The organism is Streptomyces sp. NPDC051219 (assembly GCF_040682335.1).
In the GTDB taxonomy this organism is placed as follows: domain Bacteria; phylum Actinomycetota; class Actinomycetes; order Streptomycetales; family Streptomycetaceae; genus Streptomyces.
Genome location: NZ_JBFBAS010000003.1, coordinates 1 through 15,091, shown reverse-complemented (window position 1 = coordinate 15,091; position 15,091 = coordinate 1). Strand labels below are relative to the sequence as shown.

Annotated in this window: 14 protein-coding genes and 2 pseudogenes; 10 read left to right on the top strand and 6 right to left on the bottom strand. The window is 68.7% G+C overall.

Going from position 1 to position 15,091, the window contains the following annotated elements; all coding sequences use genetic code 11:
* Window positions 1-97 precede the first annotated feature (97 nt).
* The 4 genes from AB0M62_RS04920 to AB0M62_RS04905 all read left to right on the top strand — a co-directional run bounded on the left by AB0M62_RS04920 (window position 98) and on the right by AB0M62_RS04905 (window position 4,561).
* Window positions 98-1,369, top strand: a complete 1,272-nt coding sequence (locus AB0M62_RS04920; RefSeq protein WP_366072710.1) for an aspartate kinase — start codon at window positions 98-100, stop codon at window positions 1,367-1,369.
* Window positions 1,366-2,442 (top strand): aspartate-semialdehyde dehydrogenase, encoded by a 1,077-nt coding sequence (locus AB0M62_RS04915; RefSeq protein ID WP_366072709.1) that lies wholly within the window; start codon window positions 1,366-1,368, stop codon window positions 2,440-2,442. The genes AB0M62_RS04920 and AB0M62_RS04915 overlap by 4 nt, the downstream gene beginning before the upstream one ends.
* A 374-nt stretch (window positions 2,443-2,816) precedes the next feature.
* A complete protein-coding gene (locus tag AB0M62_RS04910) occupies window positions 2,817-3,392 on the top strand; it encodes a SigE family RNA polymerase sigma factor (RefSeq protein WP_366073054.1) in 576 nt (191 codons plus the stop codon).
* Window positions 3,389-4,561 carry a hypothetical protein gene (locus AB0M62_RS04905; protein ID WP_366072707.1) on the top strand — a complete coding sequence of 391 codons (1,173 nt, stop codon included), beginning with the start codon at window positions 3,389-3,391 and terminating at the stop codon, window positions 4,559-4,561. Before AB0M62_RS04910 ends, AB0M62_RS04905 begins: the two co-directional genes overlap by 4 nt.
* 214 nt (window positions 4,562-4,775) lie before the next feature.
* Here AB0M62_RS04905 and AB0M62_RS04900 read toward each other — a convergent pair whose 3' ends face one another.
* Together AB0M62_RS04900 and AB0M62_RS04895 are read right to left on the bottom strand one after the other, a co-directional pair.
* Entirely contained in the window at window positions 4,776-5,630 is an 855-nt protein-coding gene (locus tag AB0M62_RS04900) for an SURF1 family protein (RefSeq protein WP_366072706.1), read from the bottom strand.
* Between the two features lie 361 nt (window positions 5,631-5,991).
* Complete coding sequence (locus AB0M62_RS04895; RefSeq protein ID WP_366072705.1) at window positions 5,992-7,800, bottom strand: prolyl oligopeptidase family serine peptidase; 1,809 nt, start codon at window positions 7,798-7,800, stop codon at window positions 5,992-5,994.
* 115 nt (window positions 7,801-7,915) lie between these two features.
* Between AB0M62_RS04895 and AB0M62_RS04890 the strand changes: the two genes are divergently transcribed.
* On the top strand, window positions 7,916-8,314 hold the full coding sequence (locus AB0M62_RS04890; RefSeq protein WP_366072704.1) for a nuclear transport factor 2 family protein: 399 nt from the start codon (window positions 7,916-7,918) through the stop codon (window positions 8,312-8,314).
* Here the strand turns inward: AB0M62_RS04890 and AB0M62_RS04885 are convergent.
* A complete protein-coding gene (locus AB0M62_RS04885; RefSeq protein WP_366072703.1) occupies window positions 8,308-8,739 on the bottom strand; it encodes a DUF4186 family protein in 432 nt (143 codons plus the stop codon). The two genes, AB0M62_RS04890 and AB0M62_RS04885, sit on opposite strands and share 7 nt — an antisense overlap.
* Before the next feature lie 230 nt (window positions 8,740-8,969).
* Here AB0M62_RS04885 and AB0M62_RS04880 point away from each other — a divergent pair, with 230 nt between their 5' ends.
* Both AB0M62_RS04880 and AB0M62_RS04875 read left to right on the top strand, forming a co-directional pair.
* A complete protein-coding gene (locus tag AB0M62_RS04880; protein WP_366072702.1) occupies window positions 8,970-9,803 on the top strand; it encodes a class II glutamine amidotransferase in 834 nt (277 codons plus the stop codon).
* Window positions 9,804-10,001: 198 nt separating this feature from the next.
* On the top strand, window positions 10,002-10,841 hold the full coding sequence (locus AB0M62_RS04875; RefSeq protein WP_366072701.1) for a YhjD/YihY/BrkB family envelope integrity protein: 840 nt from the start codon (window positions 10,002-10,004) through the stop codon (window positions 10,839-10,841).
* Window positions 10,842-11,000: 159 nt separating this feature from the next.
* Here the strand turns inward: AB0M62_RS04875 and AB0M62_RS04870 are convergent.
* Window positions 11,001-11,157 (bottom strand): annotated as a pseudogene (locus AB0M62_RS04870) (penicillin-binding transpeptidase domain-containing protein); the annotation flags it as partial.
* Between the two features lie 302 nt (window positions 11,158-11,459).
* Here AB0M62_RS04870 and AB0M62_RS04865 point away from each other — a divergent pair.
* Window positions 11,460-12,068, top strand: a complete 609-nt coding sequence (locus tag AB0M62_RS04865) for a DJ-1/PfpI family protein (protein ID WP_366072700.1) — start codon at window positions 11,460-11,462, stop codon at window positions 12,066-12,068.
* A gap of 430 nt (window positions 12,069-12,498) precedes the next feature.
* Here AB0M62_RS04865 and AB0M62_RS04860 read toward each other — a convergent pair whose 3' ends face one another.
* Window positions 12,499-12,624, bottom strand: coding sequence for a hypothetical protein (locus AB0M62_RS04860; RefSeq protein WP_366072699.1), 126 nt, complete (start codon window positions 12,622-12,624; stop codon window positions 12,499-12,501).
* Between AB0M62_RS04860 and AB0M62_RS04855 the strand changes: the two genes are divergently transcribed.
* On the top strand, window positions 12,602-13,441 hold the full coding sequence (locus AB0M62_RS04855) for an enoyl-CoA hydratase/isomerase family protein (protein ID WP_366072698.1): 840 nt from the start codon (window positions 12,602-12,604) through the stop codon (window positions 13,439-13,441). The genes AB0M62_RS04860 and AB0M62_RS04855 overlap by 23 nt on opposite strands.
* Before the next feature lie 681 nt (window positions 13,442-14,122).
* Here AB0M62_RS04855 and AB0M62_RS04850 read toward each other — a convergent pair.
* Complete coding sequence (locus AB0M62_RS04850) at window positions 14,123-14,254, bottom strand: hypothetical protein (protein ID WP_366072697.1); 132 nt, start codon at window positions 14,252-14,254, stop codon at window positions 14,123-14,125.
* A 33-nt stretch (window positions 14,255-14,287) separates the two neighbouring features.
* Between AB0M62_RS04850 and AB0M62_RS04845 the strand changes: the two are divergent.
* Window positions 14,288-14,745: pseudogene (locus tag AB0M62_RS04845) on the top strand (tyrosine-type recombinase/integrase); the annotation flags it as partial.
* Window positions 14,746-15,091 lie beyond the last annotated feature (346 nt).

The following is a 15,091-nucleotide window of genomic DNA, read 5'->3' as shown; positions in this document are numbered from 1 at the left end:
GTGAACATCACGTCTCACGATGCGGTACACCGTGGGCGGTATCGGACTGCTCGATAGACTGAGCCGACCGCAGTAATGGATTGAGCGAGGAGCGCACGTGGGCCTTGTCGTGCAGAAGTACGGAGGCTCCTCCGTAGCCGATGCCGAAGGCATCAAGCGCGTCGCCAAGCGAATCGTCGATGCCAAGAAGAACGGCCACCAGGTGGTCGTCGTGGTATCCGCGATGGGCGACACGACGGACGAGCTGATCGATCTCGCCGAGCAGGTATCCCCGATCCCTGCCGGGCGTGAATTCGACATGCTGCTGACCGCAGGAGAGCGGATCTCCATGGCACTGCTGGCGATGGCGATCAAAAACCTGGGCCACGAGGCCCAGTCGTTCACCGGCAGCCAGGCAGGCGTCATCACCGACTCGGTCCACAACAAAGCGCGCATCATCGATGTCACGCCGGGCCGGATCCGCACCGCCCTCGACGAGGGCAACATCGCCATCGTCGCCGGCTTTCAGGGCGTGTCCCAGGACAAGAAGGACATCACCACCCTCGGCCGCGGCGGGTCGGACACGACCGCTGTCGCGCTGGCCGCCGCGCTGGATGCCGAGGTCTGCGAGATCTACACCGACGTGGACGGCGTCTTCACCGCCGACCCCCGGGTCGTGAAGAAGGCCCGGAAGATCGACTGGATCTCCTCCGAGGACATGCTGGAGCTCGCCAGCTCCGGCTCCAAGGTGCTGCTCCACCGCTGTGTGGAGTACGCCCGCAGATACAACATCCCGATCCACGTCCGCTCGTCCTTCTCCGGGCTGCGCGGGACCTGGGTCAGCAACGAGCCGCAAGGGGACCAGCAGGTGGAGCACGCCATCATCTCCGGAGTCGCCCACGACGTCTCCGAGGCCAAGATCACGGTCGTCGGGGTGCCGGACAAGCCGGGCGAGGCCGCGGCCATCTTCCGCACCATCGCGGACGCCGAGATCAACCTCGACATGGTCGTGCAGAACGTCTCGGCAGCCGCCACCGCCCTGACCGACATCTCCTTCACGCTTCCCAAGACCGAGGGCCGCAAGGCCATCGACGCCCTGGAGAAGGCGAAGGCCGGGATCGGCTTCGAGTCGCTGCGCTACGACGACCAGATCGGCAAGATCTCGCTCGTCGGCGCCGGCATGAAGACCAACCCCGGCGTCACGGCGTCCTTCTTCGAGGCGCTCTCCGACGCGGGCGTGAACATCGAGCTGATCTCGACCTCCGAGATCCGTATCTCGGTCGTCACTCGCGCCGACGACGTCAACGAGGCGGTCCGTGCCGTGCACACCGCCTTCGGCCTGGACAGCGACAGCGATGAGGCCGTTGTCTACGGAGGCACCGGCCGATGACCGGAACCCGGTCCGCCCCGACGCTCGCCGTCGTCGGGGCGACCGGAGCGGTCGGCGCGGTGCTGCTCGGGATCCTGTCCCATCACGCGGACGTCTGGGGCGAGATCCGGCTGATCGCGTCGCCGCGCTCGGCCGGCACCAAGCGGGTCGTACGGGGCGTGGAGACCGAGGTCGTCGCGCTCACCGAGGCCGCCTTCGAGGGCATCGGCGCCGGCGACATCGTGGTGTTCGTCGTGCCCGACGAGGTCGCCGCGCAGTGGGCGCCGGTCGTCGCGGCCAAGGGCGCGGTGGTGGTGGACAATTCGGCAGCTTTCCGGATGGAGCCGGACGTACCGCTGGTGGTCCCCGAGATTAATCCGCATGCCGTACGGATCCGTCCGCGCGGCATCATCGCCAATCCCAACTGCACGACACTGGCCATGATCGTGGCGGTCGGCGCGCTGCACGCCGAGTACGGGCTGAGCGAACTGATCGTTTCCTCGTACCAGGCGGTGAGCGGGGCCGGCCATGCCGGCGTCGACGCCCTGCGCAAGCAGATCTCCCTGGTCGCCGGTACGGAGCTGGGCGAGACGCCCGGCGACGTACGGCGGGCGGTGGGCGACGACACGGGCCCTTTCGCGGGGCCGATGGCGCTCAACGTGGTGCCGTGGGTGGGCTCGCTCCAGGAGGGCGGCTGGTCCTCCGAGGAGCTGAAGATCCGCAACGAGTCCCGGAAGATCCTGGATCTGCCGGATCTACGCGTGACGGCGACCTGTGTACGGGTCCCGGTGATCACCACCCACTCGCTGACCGTGCACGCGCGCTTCGAGAACGATGTGACGGTCGCGGCCGCGCACGAGATCCTCTCCACCGCGCCGGGCGTCGTGGTCTTCGACGACCCCGAAGCGGGCGACTTCCCCACGCCCGCGGACGTGGTGGGGACCGATCCATCCTGGGTTGGGCGGATCCGGCGATCGCTGGACGACCCCCGCGCGCTCGAATTTTTCGTGTGCGGCGACAATCTCCGTAAGGGTGCCGCTCTGAACACGGCTCAGATCGCAGAACTGGTGGCTGCCGAATTCTCGGCGGGCTGACCGGAAGCCTCTATATGATCTGTGAAGGTCTTGTGATCGCGGCGCTGTGATCAAGGTGATGGTCTGAACCACTTGTACTGCACCGTCATCGTGTTCGACGATTCGCTCCCCACCATCTGCAACCGGCAGTTGGGCGGGGGGCGTCTTTGCGGTCGCCACTTCGAGGCGCCGAACAAATGGGGCATTGGGGAAGAGCGGGTACGCATGAGGGCTTTCAACGCATCGTCAAAAGCGATGCCTTGCGCGTACAACCCTGACGGGGGGACACGTGTCCAACAGGCGTGGCAGAAGTTCTCGGCATTCTCGACATTGCGGCCATCCCGGTGCGGGGCGCAACCGTGCGTCCGCTCCGGCGCCCTCGTGCGCCCGGCGGGATGCCGGTGATCGCCCCCATGCCCGCCACGCGGCCCGCCCGCATACCGTCCCAGCGCGAGGGCGCTGAGGACGTCATGGCCGCGGGCACCACAGTCGACCACCTGACCGAAACGTACCGAGCCCACTACCGCTCCCTCCTCGGCCTCGCCGCACTGCTGCTGGACGACACCGCTTCGTGCGAGGACGTCGTCCAGGAGGCGTTCATCCGCGTCCACTCCGCGCGCAACCGCGTGCGCGACCCGGAGAAGACCCTCGCCTACCTGCGGCAGACCGTGGTCAACCTCTCGCGCTCCGCGCTGCGCCGCCGCATCCTCGGACTGAAGCTGCTCTCGAAGCCGATGCCGGACATGGCGAGCGCCGAAGAGGGCGCGTACGACCAGTTGGAGCGTGACGCGCTGATCAAGGCCATGCGTGGCCTGCAGCGCCGCCAGCGCGAAGTGCTCGTCCTGCGCTATTTCGCGGATATGACGGAAGCTCAGGTCGCCGCGACCCTCGGCATATCGCTGGGCTCCGTGAAGGCTTACGGCTCACGCGGGATCGCGGCACTGCGCGTCGCCATGGAGGCGTCGGCATGAGCAAGCAGAGGTACGAGCGGTACGACCCGGACGGGCCCGATGACGACCGGACTGGAAACGAAACAGTGAGCAACGGTCCGGAGACCACCCCTATCCCGTCGGCCGACCCGGCCGGCCCGGGTGCGGACGGCATTGGCGAGGTCCACCTGATTGCCGACGGCCTGGGCGCGGACAGCCTGGGCACGGAAGAACTCGCCCTGCGGAACATGCTGCGCGGCGCCGTACGGGACCTGGAGCCCACCGAGGGCGCACTCGACCACCTGCGGCACGCCGTCCCCGCTCGGCGCGCCCGCAAGCGGCAGGCCGTCGTCGGTGTGGCGGCAGCGGCCCTGTTCATCGGAACCGCGATCCCCGCGTTCCTCCACGTGGCCGCGTCCTCCGACGCCGCGAACGACCGGCCCTCCATCGCCGGACACGGCGAGCAGGCGCAGGGCGGCACGGGCGACGAGGCCGGTGCCGGTGACGGACGCCCTGAGGCGGCCGGAGCTCCCTCCGGTCAGTCCACCGCCACGGGCCAGGATGGCCGGAAGGACGAGACGCAGGGCACGGAGCAGGGACCCGATGGCGCAACCGCGGGCGGCGAGATCAACTCCACCGCAACCGCGGCCGTGACCTCCCCCGACTGCGGCGGCGACCAGCTCGGCGTCGTCTCGGCGGTTGCCCGCGGCCCCGAGGCGGACGGCAAGGTGTACGGCTCCTTCCGGATCTCCAACATCTCCGGCAGCGACTGCACGGTGGGCGGCGACGGCATGGTGACCGTCTCCACCAAGGGCGCTGCCGACCCGACGAGGATCACCGTCGTCGACCACACGGTGGGCGACGCGGCAGCCGGGCTGCCCGACCCCTCGCTGGAGGAGAGCGGGCTGATCCTGCAGCCGAGCATGGTGTACGAAGTGCAGTTCGCCTGGGTTCCTTCGGAGAGCTGCCCCACCACGGGCACCTCGCCCGACCCCACTCCGACCGACGGCGCCTCAGGTGCCTCGACCGGCTCGGATGCCGGTACGAACACGGCGCCGCAGGGTGGCGTGGAGGAGCCGGGCGGCGGCACCGCGGAGGGCAGCGTCTCGGTGACGCACACCGCGGACCCGGGAGGACCGGACGCGACCGCCACCATCCCCGACGCGTGCGCGGGCACGGTCTACCGGACCGGAGTGCTCAGGGCCTCCTAGACCCCCGCCGGGCGGTCTTTCGCGCCCGCGACGGCGGTTACGGGCGGTTACAGCACCTCGCCGGATTTTCGGAGTCGCCCGAGTCGGTCCAGTACCGCATCCGACGCCGCGCGCCGATCCTCGAAGATCGACCGGCTGGGCCTGGGCCGGGCATCCGGCGGTGGCCCCGAGCCCTGCCGGGCGCCTTGGGCCTCAGCCCTCAGCCCACTCGCCGTCAGACGCCGACGTTGCGCTCGTGCTCGGTCTTGGTCTCGGTCTCGTGCTGGGACACGGTCTCGTGCTGCGCAGCCTGAGCCGACGGCTCCTCGGGCAGCAGTCCGAGCTCCGCGTCTCTGGCCGTCTCGGCCTCGCGGCGGAACAGCCGGAACCACATGAAGATCACGAAGCCGCCGAAGACGAACCACTCGCCGGTGTAGCCGAGGTTCTGGAAGGCCTTCAGGTCAAGCCCGCTCCCCTGGGGCGCCACCGCCGGCACAGGCCGCATCCCCGCGGCATCCTTTGGGACGTTGGGCAGCGTCAGCCATGCGTCGTACACCTCGTACGGAACGAGGTTCACCAGCGCCGCCGCACTGATCACCCCCAGCTGCCCCTTCGGCAGCCCGCCCTGCGCGTGGACCCCCCTGGTACCCGCGTTCTCGGAGGCCTGCAGCACACCGGCCACGGTGACCTCACCCGTCGGCGGGGCCGGCGCCTTCGCCGGGGCGGGCTCGCCGGCCAGCCATCCGCGTACCACCGGAACCGCCTTGCCACCCTCTGTGCGCAACAGGGTCAGCACGTAGTGACCGCGCCTGCCGTCCAGCTCGCGCCCCGGAACGAGGAGCTGGTCCCCGTACTGCCCGGAGACCTTGGCGAGCCGTCCCGAGGTCTCCTTGTCGACGGGCAGCAGTGAGTCCAGCGCGGCTGCCTTCTGGTGCGCGCCAGTCGGCTTGTCCTCGGCCGCCCGGTGCGACTCGACGCGGTCCTCGAACCGGCCGAGCTGCCACGACCCCATGAACACGCAGAAGGGGATGGCCAGCACGACGAACAGGTTGATCCCCCACCATCGCGGGGTCAGCAGAAACCGGTACACCCCACCAAGGTACGGGCCTCCCCCCAATGCCCCCGGCCCGGGGCCCGGGCCCGGACGCGGGCCACGCCTCATCGCGGATGTCAGGGCGGGGGAGACGCGGCGGCCGGCCGGACCCAGCCGGCCCGGAATGAGCCCGCACAGCCGCGCACTGGCCCGGCGGCCAGGCCCGGCGGCCGGACACGGCGGCCAGGACACGGCGGGGCGGCTGGGCGGGGCGGTGGGGCTCCATCCGTCCGTGCCGCGCGACTGCAACCCGATGAGGGGAAGCCGACGCAACGCCGACGAATGCACGGCAGGGCTCCGTCCCCCGGAACGGGCCCTGCCGGTAGGTCCAGCCGCGGGCGGCGTGCCGACCCGCGCGTCAGCCCAGGTGTCTGTCCGCGAAGTCGATCTCCAGCCGCACCTGCTTGATCCGCTCCTCCACCACGAGCGAGCCATGCCCCGCGTCGTAGCGGTACACCTCGTGCACCGCACCCCGGGCCGCCAGCCGGTCCACGTAGTTCTCCACCTGGCGGATCGGACAGCGCGGATCGTTCACCCCGGCCGAGATGTACACCGGTGCCCGCACCGCGTCCACGTAGGTCAGGGGCGAGGACGCCTCGAACCGCTCCGGGACCTCCTCCGGCGTCCCGCCCAGCAGCGTGCGGTCCATCGCCTTGAGCGCCTCCATCTCGTCGTGGTACGCCGTCACGTAGTCCGCGACCGGGACAGCAGCCAGCCCCAGCGCCCACGCCTCAGGCTGCGTACCGAGGCCGAGCAGGGTGAGGTACCCGCCCCAGGAGCCGCCTGCCAGGACGAGTCTCGACGGGTCGGCGAACCCCGAGGCCACCGCCCACTCGCGTACCGCGGCGATGTCCTCCAGCTCGATCAGGCCGACACGGTGCTTGAGGGCATCGGTCCACTCCCGCCCGTATCCGGTGGACCCGCGGTAGTTGACCCGTACGACCGCGTACCCGTGATCCACCCACGCCGCCGGCCCGGCCGCGAACGCGTCGCTGTCGTGCCACGTCGGCCCGCCGTGGATTTCGAAGACGGTCGGGAACGGCCCGGCTCCCGCCGGCTTCTGCACGAGCGCGTGGATACGGCCTCCCGGCCCCTCCACCCAGGCGTCCTCGACCGGTACGGACCCCGGCGCCTTCATTCCCGGGGCGTCGAGCACCACGGCGCCCGTGGTCGACCGGACCTCCGACGGCAGCGCCGCCGACGACCACAGATACTCGACGGTCCCCTCGGGCCGGGCGGTCGCACCGGACACCGACCCCGCCGGCGTCTCGACCCGTACGAGCTCAGCGGAGGCCAGGTCGTACCGCCACAGCTCGCTGCGCGCCTCGAAGCTGTGCACGATCAGCAGCGCAGATCCGTCCGGATACCACTCGGCGCTCACATCGCCGGGCAGGTCCACGGCCAGATCGGTTTCCTCGCCCGACGCAACGTCCCAGACCATGGGCTCCCAGCGGCCGCGCCGCTGGTGCCCGATCAGCAGCCGGGTGTCCCCGTGCACCGGCGCGAAGCCCAGCACCTCGAGCCCGAGCTCTTTCGTGCCTCCCTTGGTGTCATCCAGCTCCGCGACCGTGGTACCCGCGAGCAGCATGACCCGCAGCGCGGAGTGCATGGCGTCGCCGTGTTCGGTGTGCTCGATGGCGATCAGCGTTCCGTCGTGCGACAGGTCCCCGACCCCCGCCGACTCACGGTGCCGGTAGATCTCGACCGGTGCCGCCCCCTGACGGGCGACATGGATGGTGGCCCCGTCCTCGTCCGTCGATCGCCCGACCACCACCGTGCCGTGCCGTCCGATCGCCAGTCCGGCCGGGTACGAGGGCGCCAGCCCGGGCACCGCCGGCTCGTCGTCCCCGCCCTCGAAGGGCTGGCGCATCCAGATCCCGAACTCGTCGCCGTCCGTATCGGAGAACCACCAGATCCACGCACCGTCCGGGGACAGCGTCCCGTCCGTCGTGCCGTTCGGCCGGTCGGTCGCCTGCCGCTGCCGGCCGGTGGCGCGGTCCCAGGCGTACAGCTCGTAGGTACCGGTCGCGTTCGACACGAACAGCGACCGGTCCGGCGCGTCCTCCGCCCAGTCGGGCAACCCCACCCGCGGAGCCCGGAAGCGCTTCTCCCAGTCGGGCATGGAGGGCACGGACGTCGTCGGCGTCGAACCGGTGATCTCAGTCATGACCCCATTCTGCGCTGTCCCCCGGACAAGCCGTCCACGTCGCCCGCAGCCTGTGGATAACTCCCCCCGGGACTTGCGGAGGCCGGTTGTCAGTGCCGGGGTCCACACTCGCCGTATGAACGAATCGACCTCACCGATCGAGCTGCGCAGAACAGTTGAGACCTACTGGGCCTCGGCCGAGGCCCGCGACTGGGACACCTTCGCGTCCACTCTCGCCAACGACGTGGTCTACGACCTGCCCCAGACGCGCGAGCGCGTCAGCGGCAGGGAGAAGTACGTCCGCTTCAACCGCGAGTACCCCGGCGACTGGCACCTGCGCGTCGAGCGCATCGTCGTGGACAGCGAGGCCGGCGAGGCCGTGAGCTGGATTCACTTCACCGTGGGCCTCGAGGAGATGTACGCCGTGAACTTCTTCACCATCGACGCGAGCGGCCGTATCGCCACGGTCACCGACTTCTGGCCCGAACCGTACGAACCCCCGGCCGGCCGCGAGCACCTGACGGAGCGCTACTGACCGGCGCACGGCATGGGCGCACGACCGCGGTCGCCGCCGTCCGAATCCGCCGGCAGCCGGGCTCGGGCCGCGGTCGGACGGAAGGAGGCACGGTCCAGTGGACCGGGCCTCCTCAACTCAGCGACGTTCACCACATAAGCGCGCTCCGTGCGGCTCAGTTCCCGTCCCTTGGGAATCTGGTGCCAGCGCTGGAGGCAGGTACGGCAGCAGGTCGCAGTCGCGTGTTGGGCGACGAAAACCGGGTGGCCGCCGTAGGGGGTCTGCTTGCCGACCGCACAGATGGAACTTCGCGCGGAACGGATGTTGTGCGATGGCGTCCAGCCGCTGGTCGAGCGAGGGGGACGTTGGTTCAGACATCGAACGTTCCGAGGGAAGACGGCGGCCCTCTCGATCGTATGGCTGTCGGCCTGCGCACTACGGTCCACCCGGGTTCTTCCGCGTTCTGTCGGAGGTGCAGCGCGGGCGCACACCTTTCCGGGTGGGGTGAGCGGAGACGGGCGAGCCCTGTCCGTATGCGATCAACGGCTTCACGAGCGACCGTGGAAGGGCACCCGCACCGGAGCGGGTGCGTACGCTCGTACCGTTGGGCGCGGAGACTCTGGGCGCTGTGCGTCGTGAGGACCGAGAAGCACTGACCCGGAGAAGGTGATCGTCCATGTGCCGGTGGCTCGCCTACTCGGGTACTCCACTTTTCCTCGAAACCGTTCTGTACAAGCCCGCGCACTCACTCATCGACCAGAGCCTGCACTCCCGCCTGGGCGTGGAGACAACCAATGGGGACGGATTCGGCATCGGCTGGTACACACAGGACCCAGAGGTCAGCAGCCCGGCCGTCGTCCGCGACGTCGGACCGGCGTGGAACAACCGCAATCTGCGGGAAATCGCCGGGCACGTAAAATCGCCCCTGTTCTTTGCCCACATTCGCGCGTCGACGGGTACGGCAGTTCAGCAGACCAACAGCCACCCTTTCCGGCACGGCCGCTGGATGTGGATGCACAACGGGGCCATTGCCGGATTCCCCTTGCTGCGCAGGGAGCTTTGCCTGGCCGTGGACCCCTCGTTGTTCGCCGAAATCGAGGGGACCACGGATTCCGAGGTGATGTTCTTCCTCGCGCTCACTTTCGGCCTGGAGGACGACCCCCCGGGCGCAGTGGCCCGAATGGCCGGGCTGGTTGAGCGCACAGGTCGCGCACACGGCATCGCTGCCCCGCTCCAGATGACCATCGCGGCGACCGACGGCGCGGATGTCTGGGCGTTTCGCTACGCCAGCGAGGGCGACGCTCGTTCGCTGTACTACAGCAGCCGCGTGGACTCACTGCGGGCACTCCACCCCGACGTACCCTTTTTGCGGGATCTGTCCGAGGAAACGAGACTCATCGTGTCCGAGCCCCTGGGCGATCTGCCAGGAGCCTGGAACGAAGTGCCGGAACACAGCTACGGTCTCGTTCGATCCGGCGCGGGCGAACTGCACCCGTTCGCGCCGGTCTAGACGACGCCACGGCAACCCTCGGGCGGCGGGTCCGAAAGGGTCGATGCGTGCCACATCGGCTGGCCAGTCGAACAGTGAGTCGTACTCCGTGACAGTGCGGGACCCGTGCTGTGGTGCCAGGGGCACGGATCGCAGTCATGCAGCTGGTCACTCAGACCAATGCGGCTGACGCACTCCACGAGCGGCTTTACTTGATCCATGGCAGGCCGCAACAGCCCGCGCGAACACACGCCGCGCGACGGCTCCCTGTACCGGCGGAGGCAGGCAGCCGTCCGGCGCTTCCGGGACAGCCGGGCGGGCACGCTGTGGAGCAGGCTCTCCGCGATCGATTTCCTCAACAACTGCTTCCAGCTTGCCGCGCTTGCCCTGCTGTGTTTCTTCCCCTTCCTCATTGTCGTCACGGCTCTGGCCGGCCGTGACGCCGCCACCACGGTCGTCGGCTGGCTGGGGCTGAACCAACAGGCGGCGCAGGCGTTGGCGTCACTCTTCGCGACGCAAGGCGAGGACTCAGGCTCCTTCACGGTGGCGAGCGTCTGCATGCTGGTCATCGGTGCCGTGGCCGTCGCCGGCACCTTGCAGAGCTGGTATCAACGGCTTTTTGACGTCCCGTGCCGCGGCTGGCGGGACATTCCGGCGCAGCTCTGCTGGCTGGGGGGCCTCCTCGCCTACTGTGCCGCGCAGGCCTTGGTCGGCAAAGCGCTAGACAGGCCGGTGCTGCTGGGCCTGTTCGGTCTCGCCGCGGCGATGTGCTTCTGGTGGGTGACCATGTACGTGCTGCTCATGCCCACCGTACGGTGGCGCGCCCTCCTGCCCCCGGCCATCGTCACGGCTCTGTGCTGGACGGGCCTGGGAGTCTTCTCCGCCCGCTACTTCTCCGCTGCGATCGTGGACAACAACGAGAGGTACGGTCCCATCGGCGTCGTCATAGTCCTTCTGTCCTGGCTGGTGGCGGTGGGAGTAGTCATCCACCTCGGAGCCGTCGTGGGCCGCATGTACCTCGAATACAGTTCCCGGTGGGACACCCAGCCGTATCGCTGACAGCCCCTCTCGGCAGGCTGCCGTTGGCGTAGAGGCGTCGAACTGGAGTGGGCCCCGCGCGCCGGGGGCCCACTGGTCCATGTGCCGTAGACCGAGAGCGTGCCCCGGTTGGGGTCGGTCTGGGGGCCTGGGTCGTGCCCGGGGTGGGGGTGGACCCTGCGGCGTGCCCGTGTTGCCGAGGCCGTGCTGGGCCGTGCCCGTCTTGCCGCCGACCGTGCGCGCCGGGGACCGCCGCGTTCGTGCCCGTGCCCTCCTCGACCAGCTTGACCATCAGCCGCTGGAGCTGCGTCGCGGTCGAGGGCCGCATCGCCTGCCGGCATCAACGACGCCATGGCCTGCTTGGGCGGCGACATGTGGTCCTGCGGCAACTCGATCATCGGGGCGATCCCGTGGGCCAAGCTCGGCAAGATACCGTCCGTCCTGAAGGCGATTCGCACTCCTGCCGGTTCGGACCGAGGACACCCGCTTTAGGAGCGAGGGCTCCCCGCTCGATCCGGCGCGGTTGTGGCGCGACCTACTGCAGCACTGACAGATGTGCCACCGATTGCCAATTGGCCCGCGACCTGGGCACAGCTCCCTGCGAAACGGCACCTCCGTGCCATGCTCTGAGGAGATGCCATGCAGGTAGCCGTGGTCACCTTTGACGGATTCAACGAGCTCGACAGCTTCATCGCCTCCGCGCTGATCAACCGGTGCCGAAAGGACGGCCTGGAGGCCTTCATCACGACACCGACGCCGGTGGTCACGTCCATGAACGGCGTCGAGGTAACCGGACAGCGCCCTATGGAGTTCGTGACCGAAGCCGACGTCGTGCTGATCGGTAGCGGGGTGAAGGCACGAGACGTAGTCGCCGACGACCGGCTGATCTCCAGGCTGCCGCTCGACCCTTCGCGACAGCTGATCGGTGCGCAGTGCTCCGGCGCGCTGGTGCTCGCCCGGCTCGGGTTGCTCGATGGCATGCCCGCCTGCACGGACATGAAGAGCCGGCCCTTTGTCGAAGCCCGCAACGTCACCGTGCTGGACGCGCCGTTCCACGCCGAGGGGAACATCGCTACGGCGGGCGGCTGCCTGGCGTCCCAGTATCTCGCCACGTGGGTGATCACCCGAATGCTCGGGGAAGACGCCGCGCGCGACGTCATCGGCTACGTGGCTCCGGTCGGCGAAAACCAGGAGACTGTCGAGCGCGCCATGCGCGCCGTCCACGCGGGCGAGGTCGCACTGCGCTGACGCCTCCTTACCGGCCACCCCGCCCCATCCGACCGCACCCTGCCACGCGGTCGGCGCGTAGAGGCTTGGGCTGCCATGGGGCGAGAGATCGGGGCCCGTAGGCTGGCCGCGAATCGGGCCTGGGCCTTCGTCCTTGGAGCGGGTGACGGGAATCGAACCCGCGCTCTGGGCTTGGGATCACTGCGCTTCTTTGCTCGGATTCCGGTCTGACGTGACAACGGGTGCCACGGCGAACCCTTACCGGTGGGCACTGCTTGAGGAGTTCGATCAGTTGCCCTGACGTCCGGTCGGGCACGTGCTCGATTCTCGGTAGGTCCGGACCACTCAGGGAGCCCACTGGCGGGGGACAACATAGCATGACAAACCTGGGCGAAAAGGGTCACTGTCATGCCCTGAGCGATCTTGCACGGCGCCATCAGCTTCGGCCTGGTCACCATCCCCGTTCCAGGTCGTCGCAGCCGCCGAATTCCACGACATCACCCTGCACCGCGTCCACGAGAAGGACGGGGCTGAGCGATGACAGGAAGACCGAGATGAACGCCTCGTACGAAACCATCAAGACCAGGCTGGACGGCAACGTCCTGTCCGCCACGTTCAACGCGCCGCCGATGAACCTCATCGGTCCCGAGGTCGTGCGGGACCTGGTCGCACTGCTCGAGGAACTGTCACACCCGACCGCCCCGCGCGTGGTGATCTTCGACAGTGCGGACGCCGACTTCTTCTTCCCGCACGTCGACATGACGAAAGTCCCCGAATACACCGCTGAGGCCGCGAAGGCCGGAGGCCCTGGCGATGCCTCCCTGGGAATGCTGTTCCGCAAGCTGAGTCAACTCCCGGCTGTCACCATCGCCAAGCTGCGCGGCCGTGCCCGGGGAGCGGGCAGTGAGTTCCTCCTTGCCTGCGACATGCGCTTCGCCTCCCGGGAGAACGCCATCCTGGGCCAGCCCGAAGTGGGAATCGGAACACCCCCCGGCGCGGGCGCGATCCAGCACCTCACCCGTCTGCTGGGCCGGGGCCGTGCACTCGAAGCCGTGCTGACGTCGTCGGACTTCGACGCCGACCTCGCCGAACGCTATGGATGGGTCAATCGTGCGGTCCCTGACGCCGAACTGGACGAGTTCGTAGCAGGCATCGCCGCGCGCATGAGCGGCTTCCCCCGCGATGCGCTGATCGCAGCCAAGTCGGCAATCAACGCCATCAGCCTGCCGGCTCCTGCCGAAGTACGCGCAGACGCCGCGCTGTTCCAGCAACTCGTCCGAGGCGAGGGAGTACAGCAGCGCACGGCTGAGCTGTTCAAGCAGGGCTTCCAGACCCGTGGTGCCACCGAACTCGGCCTCGGAGACGCCCTGGGCGACTTGAAGGCCGTCGACTGATGAAGAACTGCCGTGAGGTCGGTGCAGTGGGTTTGGTCGGTGGCCTGCCCGGTCAGGGGTCGAGCATGATCAGGGGGCCGTACGCTTGCCGGCTACTTGGGCAGGCTTGTCCCCTGCCCGCAATGTGACCGAGTGGCCCCCTTGCCTTGCTCGACGCGGGACCCGGACCGGGGAGGTGGCCAAAGCCGCGGAGCCGACCGGCGCCCCGGCGGCCCCTTCTCCTCAGCACGTGGATCGCTCTAGCCGCGCGACCGGCGGAGCCGGGAGCGCGCGGCGGGCGGAGCGAGCCGGCTTGATCGAGGTAGAGAAACCTGTAACAGGCCGGATCCGGCACTGCCAGCTCGGGGGCACTGTCGGCCAGCTCACCCGGCAGCCACGACGTGGACAGGGATGACACCCTCGTCGTCCAGGTACCGCCGTTGGCGACGTACGGCCTGCGCGCCCTCGTCCAGCCCGAGAGCCGGGCGACATCGGCCGGCTCGGGCGCCAGGCCAGCGCTCACGATCTCGACGCGCTCGCCGGGGCGGAAGCCGCTGCCTGTCGCCCTCTGGAGTTGGAGGGGTCCGAGCCGCTCGTCAGCTTCCGTCCGAGGTCCACGAACGTGCCCTGTGTCGAGGCCCGCACGTCCCCCTCGGCCTGGAGTTGCTTCACGCCCTTCGCTGCCGTGGCGGTAGCGACGCCTCACTCTTCGGCGATGTCAGCAATGGACGGCAGCTTGGTGTCCTGTGGCAGGGCGCCGTCGACGATCTGCTGTCGGAAATGGTCCGCGATCTGCATGAACGGCGGCGCAGCCCGCTGGACTCGCGGTGTCATCTCTCCTCCTTAGAGCTCGTCTGCTAGCTCACAGAGGACAAGCTCAAAGAGGTCTTGCGGGACTACGAAGACGGGTTAGCCATTGCGCCGGACGGCTACACCGTTGCCGACGCTGTGCACGACTGGCTTGCGTACGGCCTTGCTGGACGTGACCCGGGCACGGTCGAGAACTCCACGGACCTGAGCCAAAAAAACGTCATCCCGTCCCTCGGTGCTCGGAAGCTTCGGGACCTGAGCGCGGAAGACCTCGACCGCCAGCGCTCAAGGATGCCGAAGGCGTCAACGCTGACGAGTGGACGCCCTGGGAGCTCCGGCACAGCTTCGTGTCTCTGCTCTCGGACCGCGGCGTCCCCCTGGAGGAGATCTCTCGGCTCGTCGGGCATTCCGGCACGGCCGTGACCGAGGAGGTGTACCGGAAGCAGATCCGGCCGGTGATCCAGACAGGCGCCGTGGTCATGGATGGCATCTTAGGGCGGGATCCGGAGCGCTAGTCACGCAGAAAGACACGCAACAACGTCAGAGGGCCCTCACCGATACGGTAAGGGCCCTCTGGCCTGCTACTTAGCTGTCGGGGTGGCGGGATTTGAACCCACGACCTCTTCGTCCCGAATGAGGCTCGGTTACTGATCTTGCCAGCGCTGCTGGCGTTTTCCCAGGTCAAGGCCGGCGCAGCTCGGCGATCTCGGCCTTGAACTCTGGCGTGAATGGGCGGCGAGGCCGGGGCTTCTTCTTCCCCATGCTTCTGAACTTGAATTCGTGATGTCGGTCAGTCGTTGAGGGTCAGGCCGGTGCCGGTGAGGCAGCCGTTGATCACGTCGGGCCGGTACTGGATCTGCT